The organism is Achromobacter sp. 1011811831 (genome assembly GCF_059760905.1).
Window position 1 is genome coordinate 1 of sequence record NZ_JCBANG010000082.1, and the last position, 15,125, is coordinate 15,125.

Consider the following 15,125-nt stretch of genomic DNA (forward strand, 5'->3'; position numbering starts at 1 on the left):
GAGCATAATGGCAGACGCCCGTAACGGTATCCGTTACGGGCGTCTTTGTTTTCCGATCCCCATCCACCTGGAGTCCCCGCAGTGAACCGCAGCAGTTTCGATCGCGCCGGCCTGGCCCTGATGTTGAGCACCATCCTCGTATGGGCGGGCAGCTGGATCGCGATGAAGCTGATCGTGCCGTACATCGGTCCCTTCGACTTCGTGGCGCTGCGCTACGTGACCGGCGCCGTCGTGCTGTTCGTGCTGGCCCTGGCCACGCGCCGGCCGCTGGCCATGCCGCCCTGGGGGTTGACGCTGCTGATCGGCTTGACGCAGACGGCCGGATTCCAGGGTTTTGTCCAGACGGCCTTGGTCTCGGGCGGCGTCGGCAAGGTATCGCTGATGGCCTACACCATGCCCTTCTGGGTGGTGTTGTTCGCCTGGTGGCTGCTGCGCGAGCGTCCCACTGTCCGGCATGCCGCCGGCATCGGGCTGGCGGCGATCGGCCTGGTCTGTTTCGTCGAGCCCTGGAACGGGCTGGGCGATATCAAGCCCGTGCTGCTGGGACTGGGCAGCGGCCTGTGCTGGGGCGTGGGCACGGTGCTGTCCAAGCGCATGTTCGAGCGTCACCGTCCCGACGTGATGGTGTTCACCGCCTGGCAGATGCTGCTGGGCGGGCTGGTCATGGCGCCGGTGGCCTGGATGGTGCCGCAGATTCCGGCGCAATGGGGCTGGCAGCTGTCGCTGGGCATGGTCTACATCGTGTTCATCGCCACGGCTGCCGGCTGGCTGCTGTGGCTGCAGGTGGTGCGCCGGGTGCCCGCGTCCATCGCGGGCCTGTCCAGCCTGGGCGTGCCGGTGGTGGCCATGCTGCTGGCCTGGGCGCTGCTGTCCGAGCGGCCCAGCGGCGCCGAGCTGGCGGGCATGGCGCTGATCCTGGCCGGCATCTGGGTCGTGAGCCGCGCCGCGCCGCCGGGCAAGGAATGAACCCCGGCCGCCGTCGCCACCCGCTGGCGCGCAGTTCCCTGTTTTACGAATCCGCATTCCGTACCAAGGTCCTTCCATGATTGATTTGCGCAGCGACACCGTCACCCGGCCTACGGCCGCCATGCTCCAGGCCATGATGGCCGCGCCGGTCGGCGACGACGTGATGGGCGACGACCCCAGCGTCAACCGCCTGCAGGCGGCCGTGGCCGAGCGCGCCGGCAAGGAGGCGGGCCTGTTCTTCCCGTCCGGCACGCAATGCAACCTGGCCGCGCTGATGGCGCATTGCGAGCGCGGCGACGAATACCTGGTGGGCCAGCTTGCTCACACCTACCGTTACGAAGGCGGCGGCGCGGCGGTGCTGGGCAGTATCCAGCCCCAGCCCATCGAGCATGCCGAGGATGGCACGCTGCCGCTTGAGCGGCTGGCAGAGGCCGTCAAGCCCAAGGGCGATCCGCACTACGCGCGCACGCGCCTGCTGGCGCTGGAGAACACCTTCCACGGCAAGCTGATTCCCGCCGCGTACATCGAGGCGGCCAGCGCCTGGGCGCGCGGATTGGGCCTGGGCGTGCATCTGGATGGGGCGCGCGTGTTCAATGCCGCCGTCGCCAGCGGCCGGCCGCTGGCCGAGCTGTGCGCGCCGTTCGACACGGTTTCCATCTGCTTTTCCAAGGGGCTGGGCGCGCCCGTGGGCTCGGTGCTGGTCGGCGGCCGCGCCTTGATCGAGCGCGCGCTGCGCTGGCGCAAGATGCTGGGCGGCGGCCTGCGCCAGTCCGGCGTGCTAGCGGCCGCCTGCCTGTACGCGCTGGAGCACAACGTCGAACGGCTGGCGCAGGATCATGAGCATGCGCGCCTGCTGGCCGAGGGACTGCGCGGCATCGCGGGCCTGCGGGTGTTGTCGCAGGATACGAACATGGTGTTCGTCGAGTTCGAGCCGTCGCGCTGCGACGCGCTGAACGCCGGCGTGGCGGCGGACGGCATCCTGATGCGCGCCGTCTACGGCGGCTCGACGCGGCTGGTGACGCATCTGGACGTGTCGGCCGACGACGTGCGGCGTGTGGTGGCCTCGGTGGCGCGGCATCTGGCCTGAGACCGACATCCTTGGATGGCCGTGCGTGGCGTCAAGCGAGCCTGACGAGCCGCTTCAGCCGTGCCGTTCGCGGCTGTCGCCCGGCGCTTCGTCGCGCCGCGCCATGCCATAGTCACGCAGCACCTGCGCCACGCGCAGCCGATAGTCCTGGAACACGCCGCCGCGGCCGGCGGCCTGCGCGCGGCGGTGCGATTCCAGAGAGCGCCAGCGGCGCACGGCATCTTCGTCGCGCCAGAACGACAGCGACAGCAGCTTGCCCGGCGTGCTCAGACTCTGGAAACGCTCGACGGAAATGAAGCCGTCGATTGCCTTCAGTTCGTCGATCAGGGTGGCGGCGATGTCCAGATAAGGCTTGGGATCGCCCTGGGCGGGTTCGACTTCGAAGATCACGGCGATCATGGGTGTGCGTCCTTGGCGCAGTCAAACAGGGGAAGGCGGGCGTTGGGCAGCGGCCGGTAGCGATGGCTCGCGGCCAGGGCGGGCGCGTCGGCGCCGGCGCGCAGCAGATGGGCCAGCGCGCCCGCCGCATGGCGGCGCGCCAGGTCCTGGCCGGGACAGGCGTGGCCCAGCGCGCCGAAGGTCCAGGGCGTGTCGGGTTGCGCGAGGGCGGCGGCGGCCAGCACCAGCAGCACGGTCTGCCCGGCGGGGATGCGCTGGCCGTCGACGGTGATCTCGTCGGCCAGGAAGCGCCGGGTGTTGTGTATCGGCGGATCAATGCGCAGCGTTTCGGCGACCAGTTCGCGCGCCGCGTCCGGGGGCGGCGCCTGCAGCAGGCCGCGCCGGCCGGCCAGCACCAGCGCATTGCCGAGCAGGGCTGCGCCCGCTTCGCACGACTGGAACAGCAGCCCGGCCAGGTTGGCGGCCAGCAGGTCCATGCCGATGCCGGCCTGGGCGCAGTCCTGCCGCAACCGGCGCAGCGTTTCGCCGGCCTGGGGCGCGTGCAGATAGGCCAGCATGCGCGCCTGCAGGCGCTCGGCGGCGCGGTGGGCGCGTTCGATGCGCGCGGCGTCGGCCGTGGCGGGCAGCGCCGCGATAAAGTCCGCGATGTCGGTCGCGCATGCACCGTGCACGTCCGGCGGCAGGCCCATGAAGGCCGCCTGCGCATACACCGGCGCGAGAGTCAGGTAGCGGTCCACGCCGGCCGCGTCGATACGCGGCAGCGGCCAGGCGCCGTCCAGGTCCGGCGCGGGCTGGCCGTCGATGTAGGCGCGCAGCAGCGTCTTGAGCCTGGCGTGTTCGGCGCTGTCGTTCATCCGGACATAGCGGCCGAACAGCGCGCCGGCGGGGCCGGGACACAGGCCGCGCGGCACGGGTTCGGCAGGCGGCCGGACGCGGGCGGCGGGATGCGCGAGCACCTGCGTGATGGCCTGTGGACTGCTGGCGACCCACAGGTTCAGCGTGTCGTCGCGGTACAGCGGACGCTCGCGCGCCAGCGCGGCATAGTAGGGATAGGGATCGGCGTGGGTGACGGCGGCGATGGGATCGGTGGGCGGCATGGCGCGGGATCGTGATGGAACGAGCCGCCAGTATCCCGGTTCGTCGCGGGGCATGATTCGATGGGGAACGAACCATGCATGCGCTTGCAAGCGAACACCGGACGAGCCGTGCGCGCCAGGGCATGGCGCGCGGGACGAGGACTCAGGCGCGTCCGTTGTCGGCCAGCAGCGCCGCATAGCCGGGCCGCGAGTCCGGCCACTGCAGGCGCAGGCCGCTGGCGCGCAGCCGCGCGTTGCTGAGTTTCTTGCTGCCCACATTGGCGGGCGCGGGGGCGATGCGTGGCGCGGGCGCGCCGATGGTGCGCGCCAGGTCGGCGTACAGCTCGTGTAGCGGCAGCGGCGTATCGTCGCAGCCGATGTACACGGGCGCGACGGCGGGCAGCAGGGCCAGATGCGCGACGGCCTCGGCGGCGTCATCGATGTGGATGCGGTTGGCCCAATGCGGGGGTTCGACGGGCGCGCCGGCCTGGCCCGCGCGCAGCCGCTCGATCAGCTGCAGCCGGCCTGGGCCATACAGGCCGGCCAGTCGCAGCGCCGTGGCGGATTCGGGCCGGGCGGCCAGCAATGCCTCGGCTTCCAGCAGGATGCGGCCGTTGAAGCCTTGCGGCGCGGGCGGCGTGTCTTCGTCGACCCAGCCGCCTTCGTGTTCGCCATAGACGGCGCTGGACGACACGAACACGATGCGTTGCAGATGGGAGGCGTCCAGCGCGCCGAGCACGTTGCGCAGGCCGTCGACGAACACGCCGCGATAGACGGCTTCGTCGCGCGCGCCGGGGGCGGGCAGGAAGATCAGGCGGGTGATGCCGGCGGGCAGGACGGGGATGCCGTCGGGCCGGGAGATGTCGCCGCGCAGCCAGGCGATGCCGTCCGCGTCGTCAGCGGGCGGCTGGCGCCGCAGGGCATGGACTTCCACGCCCTGGGCCCGCAGCCGCCGCGCGGCGCGCAGGCCCAGGTCGCCGCAGCCGATGAGCAGCGCACGCTCGGCCATGCTCACATGCCGCTGTAGACGGGGCCTTCGCCGCCCTGCGGGGCGACCCAGACGATGTTCTGGGTGGGGTCCTTGATGTCGCAGGTCTTGCAGTGCACGCAGTTCTGCGCGTTGATCTGCAGGCGGTCGTCGCCGTGGTCGTCCTTGACGAACTCGTACACGCCGGCCGGACAGTAGCGCGATTCCGGGCCGCCGTACTTGGCCAGATTGACCTGCACCGGCACTGCCGGATCCTTCAGCGTCAGGTGCACCGGCTCGTTCTCGTCATGGTTGGTGTTCGAGATGAACACCGAGCTGAGCTTGTCGAACGTGAGCTTGCCGTCGGGCTTGGGATAATCGATGCGCGCGCATTGCGAGGCCGGCTGCAGGCTGGCGTGGTCGGGCTTGTTGTTGCGCAGCGTCCAGGGGAAGTTGCCCTTGAGCACCAGCTGCTCGATGCCGGTCATGACGGTGGCGACGGTGCGGCCCTTCTTGAACCACTGCTTGAAGTTGCGCGCCTTGTTCAGTTCTTCGTGCAGCCACGAGGACTTGAACGCGGCCGGGTAGGCGGACAGCTCGTCCTGGCGCCGGTCGGCCAGCACCGCGTCGAACGCGGCGTCGGCGGCCAGCATGCCGGTCTTGATGGCGGCATGGCTGCCCTTGATGCGCGAGGCATTGAGGAAGCCGGCCTCGCAGCCGACCAGCGCGCCGCCGGGCACGGTGAGCTTGGGCAGGGCCAGCAGGCCGCCCGCGGTGATGGCGCGCGCGCCGTAGGCGATGCGCTTGCCACCTTCGAAGGTGCCGCGGATGGCGGGGTGGGTCTTGTAGCGCTGGAACTCGTCGAACGGCGACAGCCAGGGATTGGCGTAGTCCAGACCGACGATCAGGCCGACCGCTACCAGGTTGTTGTCCAGGTGATAGAGGAAGGAGCCGCCGTAGGTGTCGGCGTCCAGCGGCCAGCCGGCGGTGTGGATCACCAGGCCGGGCTTGGATTGGGCCGGATCGATCTCCCACATTTCCTTGATGCCGATGCCGTAGGACTGGGCGTTGCGGCCGTCGTCGAGCTTGAAGCGCTCGATCAGCTGGCGGCCCAGCTGGCCGCGCGCGCCTTCGGCGAACACCGTATAACGCGCATGCAGTTCCATGCCGGGCTGGTAGTGGTCGGTGTGGCTGCCGTCGCGGGCCACGCCCATGTCGCCGGTGGCCACGCCGCGCACGGCGCCCTGTTCGTCGTACAGCACTTCGACCGCGGCGAAGCCGGGGAAGATGTCCACGCCCAGCGCCTCGGCCTGTTCGCCCATCCACTTGACCACCTCGCCCAGGCGGACGATGTAGTTGCCTTCATTGTGGAAACAGGGCGGCAGCAGCCAGTTGGGCGTGACGCGGGCGCCGGTCTCGCTCAGGAACATGAACTTGTCCTGCGTGACCGGCACGGTCAGCGGCGCGCCCTTTTCCTTCCAGTCGGGGATGAGCTCGGTCAGGGCCAGCGGATCCATGACCGCGCCGGACAGCGTGTGCGCGCCCAGTTCGGCGCCTTTCTCCAGGACGCAGACGCCGATTTCCTGGCCCTTGTCGGCGGCCAGCTGCTTCAGGCGGATGGCGGTGGCCAGGCCGGCAGGTCCGCCGCCGACCACGACCACGTCATATTCCATCGACTCGCGTTCAGACATTTGCAAAGCTCCCCGTATGTATCCCATGTATGGCTGGAAGTATTATCAACGATTGTATTGCAGCCGGAGGCGGTGCCGCCTTCGCATTTCCTATAGCCATCAGGAGTAATTGGTGAACCCGGACACGCTGTCTGCGCGGATTCTTGCGGTGGGCGATACCCACCAGGTGGATCTGCCCCTGCGTTGGGGCGATTCGGACGCGCTCAACCATCTCAACAACACGCTGTATTTCCGCCTCATGGAAGAGGCGCGCATGCGCATCCTGTACGACGCGGGCTTCGAATTGCCGGCCAACGACGGCGCCATCCTGGCGCACGCGTCCTGCGATTTCCTGCGCCCGCTGACGTATCCGGCCACCGTGCGAGTGACCCATACCGTGACCCGCATCGGTCGTTCCAGCGCCGAATTCGAACTGCTGCTGGAAAAGGTCGGCGACGATGCCGGCCCCTACGCGCGCGGCCGCAATGTGCTGGTCTGGATGGATTACGTGGCCAATACGTCCGCCCCGTGGCCGCCTGAAGTGCTGGCCAAGATGGCCACGCAGTTCCAGCCGGCGGCCTGAGGCGCGTCCGGGCTTTCCCTGCGCGCGCATTCACTGGCCAAGCCGGTAGAATCTGGCGCAGGATCACAATAGCAATAAGGGGCGCGCCATCGCCAGGCGCCGCGTTCCGGCAGGCAGTCGCGCCGGAGCCGGGCCGATGGCCGCGCTCCAGGAAAAGACAGGGCCCGTCACGGGCTCCGGACCTGCCGATGGCAGGCGCCGGGCCAGGGCAGGGCGCTACTTCGGTTAGACCCAAACAGGAGTTGGAGCGATGGACAAAGTTTATGCAAGCGCCCAGGAGGCGCTGGCAGGCATCGTCAAGGACGGCCAGATGATCGCCGTGGGCGGCTTCGGCCTTTGCGGCATTCCGGAAGCGCTGATCGCGGCGCTGCGCGATTCGGGCGTCAAGGACCTGACGTGCGTGAGCAACAACGCCGGCGTGGACGGTTTCGGCCTGGGCCAGCTGCTGAACACGCGGCAGGTGCGCAAGATGATCGCGTCCTACGTGGGCGAGAACAAGGAATTCGAGCGCCAGTACCTGTCGGGCGAGCTGGAGCTGGAATTCACGCCGCAGGGCACGCTGGCCGAGAAGCTGCGCGCCGGCGGCGCCGGCATTCCGGCGTTCTTCACCCGCACGGGCGTGGGCACCATCGTGGCCGACGGCAAGGAGATCCGCGAGTTCGACGGCCAGCAGTACGTGATGGAGCGTTCGCTGACGCCGGACGTGTCGCTGGTCAAGGCGCACATCGCCGACCGCAGCGGCAACCTGGTGTTCCGCAAGACCGCGCGCAACTTCAACCCGAACGTGGCGATGGCCGGCAAGATCACCGTGGTCGAGGTCGAGCAGATCGTCGAGACCGGCAGCCTGGATCCCGACCAGGTCCACCTGCCCGGCATCTATGTGCAACGGATCGTGCTGAACGCCACGCCGGAAAAACGCATCGAACAACGCACCACCCGCCCGGCCTGAGGAGAACGGACATGGCATGGACCCGCGATGAAATGGCGGCGCGCGCCGCGCGCGAGCTGCAAGACGGCTTTTATGTGAACCTGGGCATCGGCCTGCCCACCCTGGTGGCCAACCACGTGCCGGCCGGCATGGAAGTGTGGCTGCAATCGGAGAACGGCCTGCTGGGCATCGGCCCCTTCCCGACCGATGCCGAGGTCGACGCCGACCTGATCAACGCCGGCAAGCAGACGGTCACGACGCTGCCGGGCTCGTCGATCTTCTCGTCGGCCGATTCCTTCGCGATGATCCGCGGCGGCAAGATCAACCTGGCGATCCTGGGCGCGATGCAGGTGTCCGAACAGGGCGACCTGGCCAACTGGATGATCCCGGGCAAGATGGTCAAGGGCATGGGCGGGGCGATGGACCTGGTGGCCGGCGTGGGCCGCGTGGTGGTCCTGATGGAACACGTGGCCAAGAAGAAGGACGGCACCGAGGACATCAAGCTGCTGCCGGCGTGCAACCTGCCGCTGACCGGCGTGGGCGTGGTCAACCTGATCATCACTGACCTGGGCGTGATGGAAGTCACCGAGGGCGGCCTGAAGCTGCTGGAAGTGGCGCCGGGCGTGACGGTCGACGAGATCCAGTCCAAGACGCTGGCCAAGCTGGATGTGTCGGCGGTGAAGTAGGCGCCGTCTTGCGCAAGCAGAGGAAAGCCCCGCGAGGGGCTTTTTTCTTGCCTGTACGAGCGGCGCGCGCGGGCGGCTCAGCGCGCGGCGAACGCGTCGATCCCGGTGAGCTCGGCGGATAGCGCCCACAGCCGCGCCGCCGCCTCGGGATCGACCGCGTGCGGGCGCACGCCTGCGAAGGAGGGAGCTTCGCCCTGGTCCAGTGCGGCGACGTCGCAATCCTCGCAGTACAGCCCGCCCATGCCTTCCAGCTGCGGCGAGGCGGCCGCCCAGGTCTGAGTGGCCGCGCCTTGCTGCACGGTCTTGAAGCTGGGGTCGGCTGGCTGGCCGCTGGCGTCCAGCCAGCCCGCGGCCGTCATCTCCTCCTGTGTCAGGTGGCGTTGCAGCGGCGTGAAGATCTTGCCGGGATGCAGCGAAAAGGCGCGCACGCCGTGCTCTCGTCCCAGCTTGTCCAGATGCAGGGCAAACAGGGCGTTCGCGGTTTTCGACTGCCCGTAGGCCAGCCATTTGTCGTAGCCCCGCGTGAACTGCACATCGTCCCAGCGCATGCCGGATTGATGGTGTCCGGCGGACGAGACGGCGACCACGCGCGCGCCGCCCCGGAGCGCCGGCCAGAGCAGGTTCGCCAGCGCGTAGTGGCCCAGGTGATTGGTGGCGAACTGCGCTTCCCAGCCCGGCCCGACGCGGGTCTCGGGGCAGGCCATGATGCCCGCGCTGCAGATCAGCATGTCGACATGCTGTCCGCCGGCCAGGAAGCGCCGGGCGAAATCGCGCACGCTGTCCAGCCTGGCGAGATCCAGCGGTTCGACCTGGACCCCGGCGATGTCGCGCGTCTGCGCGCGGGCGGCCTCGGCGTCGCGCGCCGCGACGATGACGCGCGCGCCGGCCTGGGCCAGCGCGCGGGTGGTTTCCAGTCCCAGGCCGGAGTGGCCGCCGGTGACGATGGCGGTGGCGTGGGACAGGTCCAGGCCGGCGAGCACCGCCTGCGCGGTGGTGGCGGCGCCGAAACCGGAGCCGATCGGAAACTGCGGATGGGGCATGGCAAATCCTTGTAAGCCTTGGGATGTCCGGACGGAATCCATGCGCTGCATTCTGCGCACTGGACTTGAGACTGTGAATGCAGCAAAGTCCGCTACTCTGTCGAGATCGTCCGAGGCCGCGCCATGGATCCGTTGTCCGAAGTCCTAGCCTTGTTGAATACCCAAAGCTCCTTCTTCGCCGGCCTGCGGGCGGGCGGCGATTGGGCCATCGACTTTCCCGCGCCTGATGGCATCAAGTTCAACGCGGTCGTCGAGGGCGCCTGCTGGCTGAGCGTCGAGGGCTTGGCGCAGGCGATCCGGCTGGAACGCGGCGACTGCTTCCTGCTGTCGCGCAAGCGGACGTTTTCATTGCGCAGCGATCCCGGCCTGCCGGCCGTTCCGGCGGATCAGGTCTATCGCCATGCCGTCCAGGGCATCGCCCGTTGGGGCACGGCCGATGGGTTCTTCCTGATCGGAGGGCGCTTCGCGTTCGGCGAGGCCGCCGGCTTGCTGGTCGAAGGACTGCCGCCCGTCGCCGTGGTCAAGAGCGGTTCGGACCAGGCGGCGGTGCTGAGCTGGGCCTTGCAGCGCCTGGCCCATGAGCTGGCGCACGCCTCGCCGGGCGGCGCTATCGTGATCCAGCACCTGGGCCACATCATGCTGGTGGAAATGCTGCGGCTCTATCTGGAGCGGGGCGGCGATGGCGCGCCGAGCTGGCTGCTGGCGGTCTCGGATCCTCGCGTCGGCGCGGCGATCCAGGCGATCCACGCCGATCCCGCGCGCGCCTGGACCGTCGAGGCGCTGGCCGAAATCGCGGGCGTGTCGCGTTCCACGCTGGCCCTGCATTTCAAGCGCAAGGCGGGCATCGCGCCGCTGGAATACGTGCTGCGCTGGCGTATGCAGCTGGCGGCGCGCGCGCTGACGGGCAGCCAGGCGACGATTTCCTCGGTCGCGCAGAAGCTGGGCTATGACTCCGACAGCGCGTTCAGTCATGCCTTCAAGCGTGTCATGGGCAGCGCGCCGAGCGCGTACCGGCGGGCGCCGGTTCCGCCGGGCGGGCAGCAGGGCTGGTAGAGCCGGCGGCTTTCGTGTCCGCGTGCCCCGCCGCGCTCAGGCGGGCTCGTCCAGCAGCATCCCGATGTGCGGGATGTTGTCTTCCATGTATTCCTCGGTCACGGCCTTGAAACCGTGCGCGCCGTAGTAGCGCTGCAGGTGCGCCTGCGCGCTCAGGTAGATGGGCTGGCCGGGCCAGACGCGGCGGATTTCCTCCTTGGCGCGGCGCACCAGCTCATGGCCCAGGCCCGTGCCGCGCGCCGAGGGCGCGGTGACGACCCGGCCGATCACGGCCCGGCCTTCGTTGCGGGCCGGTTCCAGCAGTCGGCAGTAGGCAACCAGTGCGCCGTTGTCCCAGGCCATCAGGTGCTGCGTCTGGCCTTGCAGATCCTGGCCGTCCATGTCCAGGTAGGGGCAGTTCTGCTCCATGACGAACACGACCGAGCGTAGTGTCAGCAGTGCGTAGAGTTCGGCGGTGCTCAGGTCGGCGTGGGGCTTGCAGGTCCAGGCGGGCATGGGGATCGGTTCCAGGAGAGGGGGAGACGGCCGGGGCGCCGCGGGGCAGGCGAAGGCGGCCGGCGCAAAGCGTACCGCAAACAGGCGCGGCAAACCCGGGGTAGCGGAGCCGGTCCGAATCCGGGCCGCTTGTTACATCCAATCACGGGTATACCCCTAGTATGAAAATCTATTTTCTTATCTAAAATTTATCTGTAAACGAATTTACATAAATTTCTGCCACGTTTTCCGCGCCATTCCGCTCGCTCCCCCATGAACAAAGCCGTACTCACGATCGCTGATCGGATCGCCCGGGCCCAGCCCGCGCTGAGCCGCACCCAGCACAAGATGGCCGAGTACGTGCTGGCGCACCAGTTCCGCGTCGCCACCATGACGATCGATGAATTCGCCGCGGCGGTGGGCGTGTCGGTGGCCACGGCCAACCGCTTCGCGCGCGCGCTGGAACTGCCGGGCTATCCGCAGTTCCGCGCCGAGCTGGCGCGCGGCTTCGAGGCCGCGCTGGAACCCGTGGAAAAGCTGCGCACCGAGCTGGCGCATTCGGCCAGCGCCGTGCAGATCTTCGCCGCCACGCTGGAAGAAGACATCCGCAATGCCCAGCGCAACCTGCAAGGGTTGGACGCCGAGGCCTGCGAGCAGGCCGTCGACATCATCCTGGGCGCTGATCGCGTCTTCATCATCGGTTTCGGCGCCAGCGGCTTCCTGGCCGGCATGCTGCAACGCGGCCTGTGCATGCACCTGCACTCGGTCGAGTCGCTCGCCGGCCCCGGCGGCGTATCCCACGCCGCCCGCCAGATGTCGCGCATGACCAGCAAGGATCTGGTCATTGCCATCGCCTTCCCGCGCTACCTGGCCGACACGGTCACGCTGGCCAATGCGGCCAAGCAGGCCGGCGTGCCGGTGCTGGTGCTGACCGACAAGCCCACGTCGCCGCTGGCGCCCGCCGCGTCCGTGGTGCTGTACGCGGTGTCGACGCGCCAGCTGATACCCAATTCCGAGACCGCGGCGCTGGGGCTGATCGAAGCCCTGTCGGCCGCCGTGGCCTATCGCGCCAAGAATTCCGTCGCGGCCGCGGCCGGGGTGACCCAGTCCGTGATGCCGTGGCTCATACATGGAGTAGGTAAACGATGATTCAACCCGTGATCGCCATTCACGGCGGCGCCGGCGCGATGTCCCGCGCGGCCATGTCCCCGGAGAAAGAACAGGAGTACCTGGGCGCGCTGAAGTCCATCGTGCAAGCCGGCCAGGCCGTGCTGGCCGCCGGCGGCAGCGCCCTGGACGCGGTCACCGAGGCCGTGCGCCTGCTGGAGGACTGCCCGCTGTTCAACGCCGGCCACGGTTCGGTCTTCACCAGCGCCGCGACGCACGAGCTGGACGCCGCCATCATGGACGGCGCCACGCTGCGCTCGGGCGCCATCGCCAACGTGCACCGCGTGCGCAACCCGATCTTCGCGGCGCGCAAGGTCATGGAGAACAGCAAGCACGTGTTCTTCGTGGGCGAGGGCGCCGAGGACTTCGCCCGCCAGGAAGGGCTGGAGCTGGTTGACCCGTCCTATTTCTCGACCGAAGCCCGCCGCGAGCAGCTGCTGCGCGTGCAGCGCGAGACGCCCGAGGCCGCCGTGCTGGACCATGACGGCCAGGCCATGGTGGCGCGCGGCCAGCCCGCGCCGGCCGACCCGCTGGACGCCGACAAGAAGTTCGGCACGGTGGGCGCGGTGGCGGTCGATGCCCAGGGCAACCTGGCCGCGGCCACGTCCACCGGCGGCATCACCAACAAGCAGATCGGCCGCGTCGGCGACGCTCCGCTGATCGGCGCCGGCACCTATGCCAGCAACAAGACCTGCGCCGTGTCGGCGACGGGCACCGGCGAGATGTTCATCCGCATGGTTGCCGCGTACGACGTGGCGGCGCAGATGGAATACGCCGGCGCCAGCCTGGCGCAGGCCGCCGACAGCGTCGTGATGGACAAGCTGCCGACGATCGAAGGCAAGGGCGGCCTGGTGGCCGTGGACGCGCAGGGCAATGTGGCCCTGCCGTTCAACACCGAAGGCATGTACCGCGGTTATGGCCGGGTGGGCGAAGAGCCCGTCGTGGCCATCTACCGCTAAGGCGCGCAGCGCCCCCGTGGGGGCGGCAGGCTCGCGCAGGGCTTTTTACACCGCCGTCCGGCCGAGCCGGGCGGCGGAATTTTCGAGTTTTGGGGATTGAAGAAAGATGGTTGATCGCGCTAACAGCCTGGCGATGCCGGATAACCGCGTGGTCCAGGTCGACGACCTGACGGTGCGCTTCGTCGGCTCGGAGCGCACGGTCGAAGCCGTGCGCAACCTGTCCTTCCACGTGGACCGGGGCGAGACCCTGGCCATCGTGGGCGAGTCCGGTTCCGGCAAGTCGGTGACCTCGCTGGCGCTGATGCGCCTGGTCGAGCACGGCGGCGGCCGCATCGCCCAGGGCAACATGGCGCTGCGCCGGCGCAACGGCTCGGTGGTCGATCTGGTCAATTCCAGCCAGCGCGTCATGCGCAATGTGCGCGGCGCGGACATGGCCATGATCTTCCAGGAACCCATGACCTCGCTGAACCCGGTGTTCACCGCCGGGGACCAGATCGCCGAATCGATCCGCCAGCACCAGGGCAAGGATGCCGCCGCCGCGCGCGCCGAGGCGCTGCGCATGCTGGAGCAGGTGCGCATTCCCGAGGCCAAGTCGGTGCTGGACCGTTTCCCGCACCAGCTGTCCGGCGGCATGCGCCAGCGCGTCATGATCGCCATGGCGCTGGCCTGCAAGCCGGCGCTGCTGATCGCCGACGAGCCGACCACCGCGCTGGACGTGACCATCCAGGCCCAGATCCTGCAACTGATCCGCCAGCTGCAGGAAGAAATGCACATGGGCGTGGTGTTCATCACCCACGACATGGGCGTGGTGGCCGAAGTGGCCGACCGCGTGCTGGTCATGTATCGCGGCGACAAGGTCGAGGAAGGCCCGTCCGAGCGCGTGTTCGCCGATCCCCGCCATGCCTACACCCGCGCGCTGCTGTCGGCGGTGCCCAAGCTGGGCGCCATGCAGGGCACCGACCTGCCGGCCCGCTTCCCGCTGCTGCAGGTGGACGGCAAGGCCCAGCCCGTGGCCGAGCCCGCCGCCGCCAGCACCCAGGAAGTGCCGGCCGCGCGCAAGGAGCCGATCCTCAGCGTGCGCGACCTGGTCACGCGCTTCGATCTGCGCGGCGGCATCATGAGCCGCGTGCAGCGCCGCGTGCATGCCGTCGAGAAGGTCAGCTTCGACCTGTACCCCGGCGAGACGCTGTCGCTGGTGGGCGAGTCGGGCTGCGGCAAGTCCACCACCGGCCGTTCGCTGCTGCGCCTGGTCGAGAGCCAGGGCGGCGAGATCCGCTTCGGCGGCCGCGACATCGTGCGCCTGAAGAACAGCGAGCTGCAATCGCTGCGCCGCGACATCCAGTTCGTGTTCCAGGATCCCTTCGCCTCGCTCGATCCGCGCGTCACGGTCGGCTTCTCGATCATGGAGCCGCTGCTGGTGCACGGCGTGGCCAAGGGCAAGGAAGCCGAGCGCCGCGTCGCCGAGCTGCTCGAGCGCGTCGGCCTGCCGGCCGAGATGGCGCAGCGCTATCCGCACGAATTCTCCGGCGGCCAGCGCCAGCGCGTCTGCATCGCGCGCGCCCTGGCCCTGAACCCCAAGGTCGTGATCGCCGACGAATCGGTGTCGGCGCTGGACGTGTCGATCCAGGCGCAGATCGTGAACCTGCTGATCGACCTGCAGCGCGACATGGGCATCGCCTTCCTGTTCATCTCGCACGACATGGCCGTGGTCGAGCGCGTCAGCCACCGCGTGGCGGTGATGTACCTGGGCCAGATCGTCGAGATCGGCCCGCGCCGCGAAATTTTCGAGAACCCGCAGCACCCGTACACCAAGAAGCTGATGTCGGCCGTGCCGATCGCCGATCCGGCGCGCCGCCACATGAAGCGCACCTTGCTGTCCGATGAAATTCCCAGCCCGATCCGCAAGCTCGGCGACGAGCCGGTGGTGCAGCCGCTGGTGCAGGTAGGCAAGGACCACTTCGTCGCCCGCCACCCCGTTGGCGGCGCGTACTGAGCGGCCGCGCCGTGCAGTTGTGCCGTATCTGAAGTTTCTTCCACAAAACCCCATAGATTCCATACGGAACCAGGAGT

At 68.9% G+C, this 15,125-nt stretch carries 15 protein-coding genes; 9 read left to right on the plus strand and 6 right to left on the minus strand.

The window, feature by feature from the left end; genetic code table 11:
• Window positions 1-81: 81 nt before the first annotated feature.
• Window positions 82-966, plus strand: a complete 885-nt coding sequence (locus tag AC6LJ9_RS24300; protein WP_212320166.1) for a DMT family transporter — start codon at window positions 82-84, stop codon at window positions 964-966.
• Between the two features lie 76 nt (window positions 967-1,042).
• Window positions 1,043-2,053 carry a low-specificity L-threonine aldolase gene (ltaE, locus tag AC6LJ9_RS24305; protein ID WP_498149537.1) on the plus strand — a complete coding sequence of 337 codons (1,011 nt, stop codon included), beginning with the start codon at window positions 1,043-1,045 and terminating at the stop codon, window positions 2,051-2,053.
• Between the two features lie 54 nt (window positions 2,054-2,107).
• On the opposite strand, the gene AC6LJ9_RS24310 is transcribed toward ltaE, so the two are convergent.
• The 4 genes from AC6LJ9_RS24310 to AC6LJ9_RS24325 all read right to left on the minus strand — a co-directional run bounded on the left by AC6LJ9_RS24310 (window position 2,108) and on the right by AC6LJ9_RS24325 (window position 6,186).
• Window positions 2,108-2,452: an antibiotic biosynthesis monooxygenase family protein gene (locus AC6LJ9_RS24310; RefSeq protein WP_103273168.1), complete on the minus strand. Its 345-nt coding sequence runs from the start codon at window positions 2,450-2,452 to the stop codon at window positions 2,108-2,110.
• Window positions 2,449-3,549: a cytochrome P450 family protein gene (locus tag AC6LJ9_RS24315; RefSeq protein WP_498149538.1), complete on the minus strand. Its 1,101-nt coding sequence runs from the start codon at window positions 3,547-3,549 to the stop codon at window positions 2,449-2,451. The genes AC6LJ9_RS24310 and AC6LJ9_RS24315 overlap by 4 nt, the downstream gene beginning before the upstream one ends.
• 142 nt (window positions 3,550-3,691) lie before the next feature.
• Window positions 3,692-4,537, minus strand: a complete 846-nt coding sequence (locus AC6LJ9_RS24320; RefSeq protein WP_498149539.1) for an NAD-dependent epimerase/dehydratase family protein — start codon at window positions 4,535-4,537, stop codon at window positions 3,692-3,694.
• Window positions 4,538-4,539: 2 nt separating this feature from the next.
• On the minus strand, window positions 4,540-6,186 hold the full coding sequence (locus AC6LJ9_RS24325; protein WP_498149540.1) for an electron transfer flavoprotein-ubiquinone oxidoreductase: 1,647 nt from the start codon (window positions 6,184-6,186) through the stop codon (window positions 4,540-4,542).
• A gap of 112 nt (window positions 6,187-6,298) precedes the next feature.
• On the opposite strand from AC6LJ9_RS24325, the gene AC6LJ9_RS24330 reads away from it, so the two are divergent.
• The 3 genes from AC6LJ9_RS24330 to AC6LJ9_RS24340 all read left to right on the plus strand — a co-directional run bounded on the left by AC6LJ9_RS24330 (window position 6,299) and on the right by AC6LJ9_RS24340 (window position 8,362).
• Window positions 6,299-6,748 carry an acyl-CoA thioesterase gene (locus AC6LJ9_RS24330; protein WP_103273172.1) on the plus strand — a complete coding sequence of 150 codons (450 nt, stop codon included), beginning with the start codon at window positions 6,299-6,301 and terminating at the stop codon, window positions 6,746-6,748.
• Between the two features lie 250 nt (window positions 6,749-6,998).
• Window positions 6,999-7,697 carry a CoA transferase subunit A gene (locus tag AC6LJ9_RS24335; protein WP_498149541.1) on the plus strand — a complete coding sequence of 233 codons (699 nt, stop codon included), beginning with the start codon at window positions 6,999-7,001 and terminating at the stop codon, window positions 7,695-7,697.
• Window positions 7,698-7,708: 11 nt separating this feature from the next.
• Window positions 7,709-8,362 carry a CoA transferase subunit B gene (locus tag AC6LJ9_RS24340; protein WP_498149542.1) on the plus strand — a complete coding sequence of 218 codons (654 nt, stop codon included), beginning with the start codon at window positions 7,709-7,711 and terminating at the stop codon, window positions 8,360-8,362.
• 77 nt (window positions 8,363-8,439) lie between these two features.
• Here the strand turns inward: AC6LJ9_RS24340 and AC6LJ9_RS24345 are convergent, their stop codons facing one another.
• Window positions 8,440-9,402, minus strand: coding sequence for an SDR family NAD(P)-dependent oxidoreductase (locus AC6LJ9_RS24345; protein WP_498149543.1), 963 nt, complete (start codon window positions 9,400-9,402; stop codon window positions 8,440-8,442).
• Window positions 9,403-9,525: 123 nt separating this feature from the next.
• Between AC6LJ9_RS24345 and AC6LJ9_RS24350 the strand changes: the two genes are divergently transcribed.
• Window positions 9,526-10,455, plus strand: a complete 930-nt coding sequence (locus AC6LJ9_RS24350) for an AraC family transcriptional regulator (protein ID WP_498149544.1) — start codon at window positions 9,526-9,528, stop codon at window positions 10,453-10,455.
• A 36-nt stretch (window positions 10,456-10,491) separates the two neighbouring features.
• On the opposite strand, the gene AC6LJ9_RS24355 is transcribed toward AC6LJ9_RS24350, so the two are convergent.
• Entirely contained in the window at window positions 10,492-10,950 is a 459-nt protein-coding gene (locus AC6LJ9_RS24355; RefSeq protein ID WP_498149545.1) for a GNAT family N-acetyltransferase, read from the minus strand.
• A 252-nt stretch (window positions 10,951-11,202) separates the two neighbouring features.
• Between AC6LJ9_RS24355 and AC6LJ9_RS24360 the strand changes: the two genes are divergently transcribed.
• The 3 genes from AC6LJ9_RS24360 to AC6LJ9_RS24370 all read left to right on the plus strand — a co-directional run bounded on the left by AC6LJ9_RS24360 (window position 11,203) and on the right by AC6LJ9_RS24370 (window position 15,048).
• Window positions 11,203-12,078 carry a MurR/RpiR family transcriptional regulator gene (locus AC6LJ9_RS24360; RefSeq protein WP_103273178.1) on the plus strand — a complete coding sequence of 292 codons (876 nt, stop codon included), beginning with the start codon at window positions 11,203-11,205 and terminating at the stop codon, window positions 12,076-12,078.
• On the plus strand, window positions 12,075-13,055 hold the full coding sequence (locus tag AC6LJ9_RS24365; RefSeq protein ID WP_498142272.1) for an isoaspartyl peptidase/L-asparaginase family protein: 981 nt from the start codon (window positions 12,075-12,077) through the stop codon (window positions 13,053-13,055). Before AC6LJ9_RS24360 ends, AC6LJ9_RS24365 begins: the two co-directional genes overlap by 4 nt.
• Before the next feature lie 106 nt (window positions 13,056-13,161).
• Entirely contained in the window at window positions 13,162-15,048 is a 1,887-nt protein-coding gene (locus tag AC6LJ9_RS24370; protein ID WP_212320346.1) for a dipeptide ABC transporter ATP-binding protein, read from the plus strand.
• Window positions 15,049-15,125: the final 77 nt, after the last annotated feature.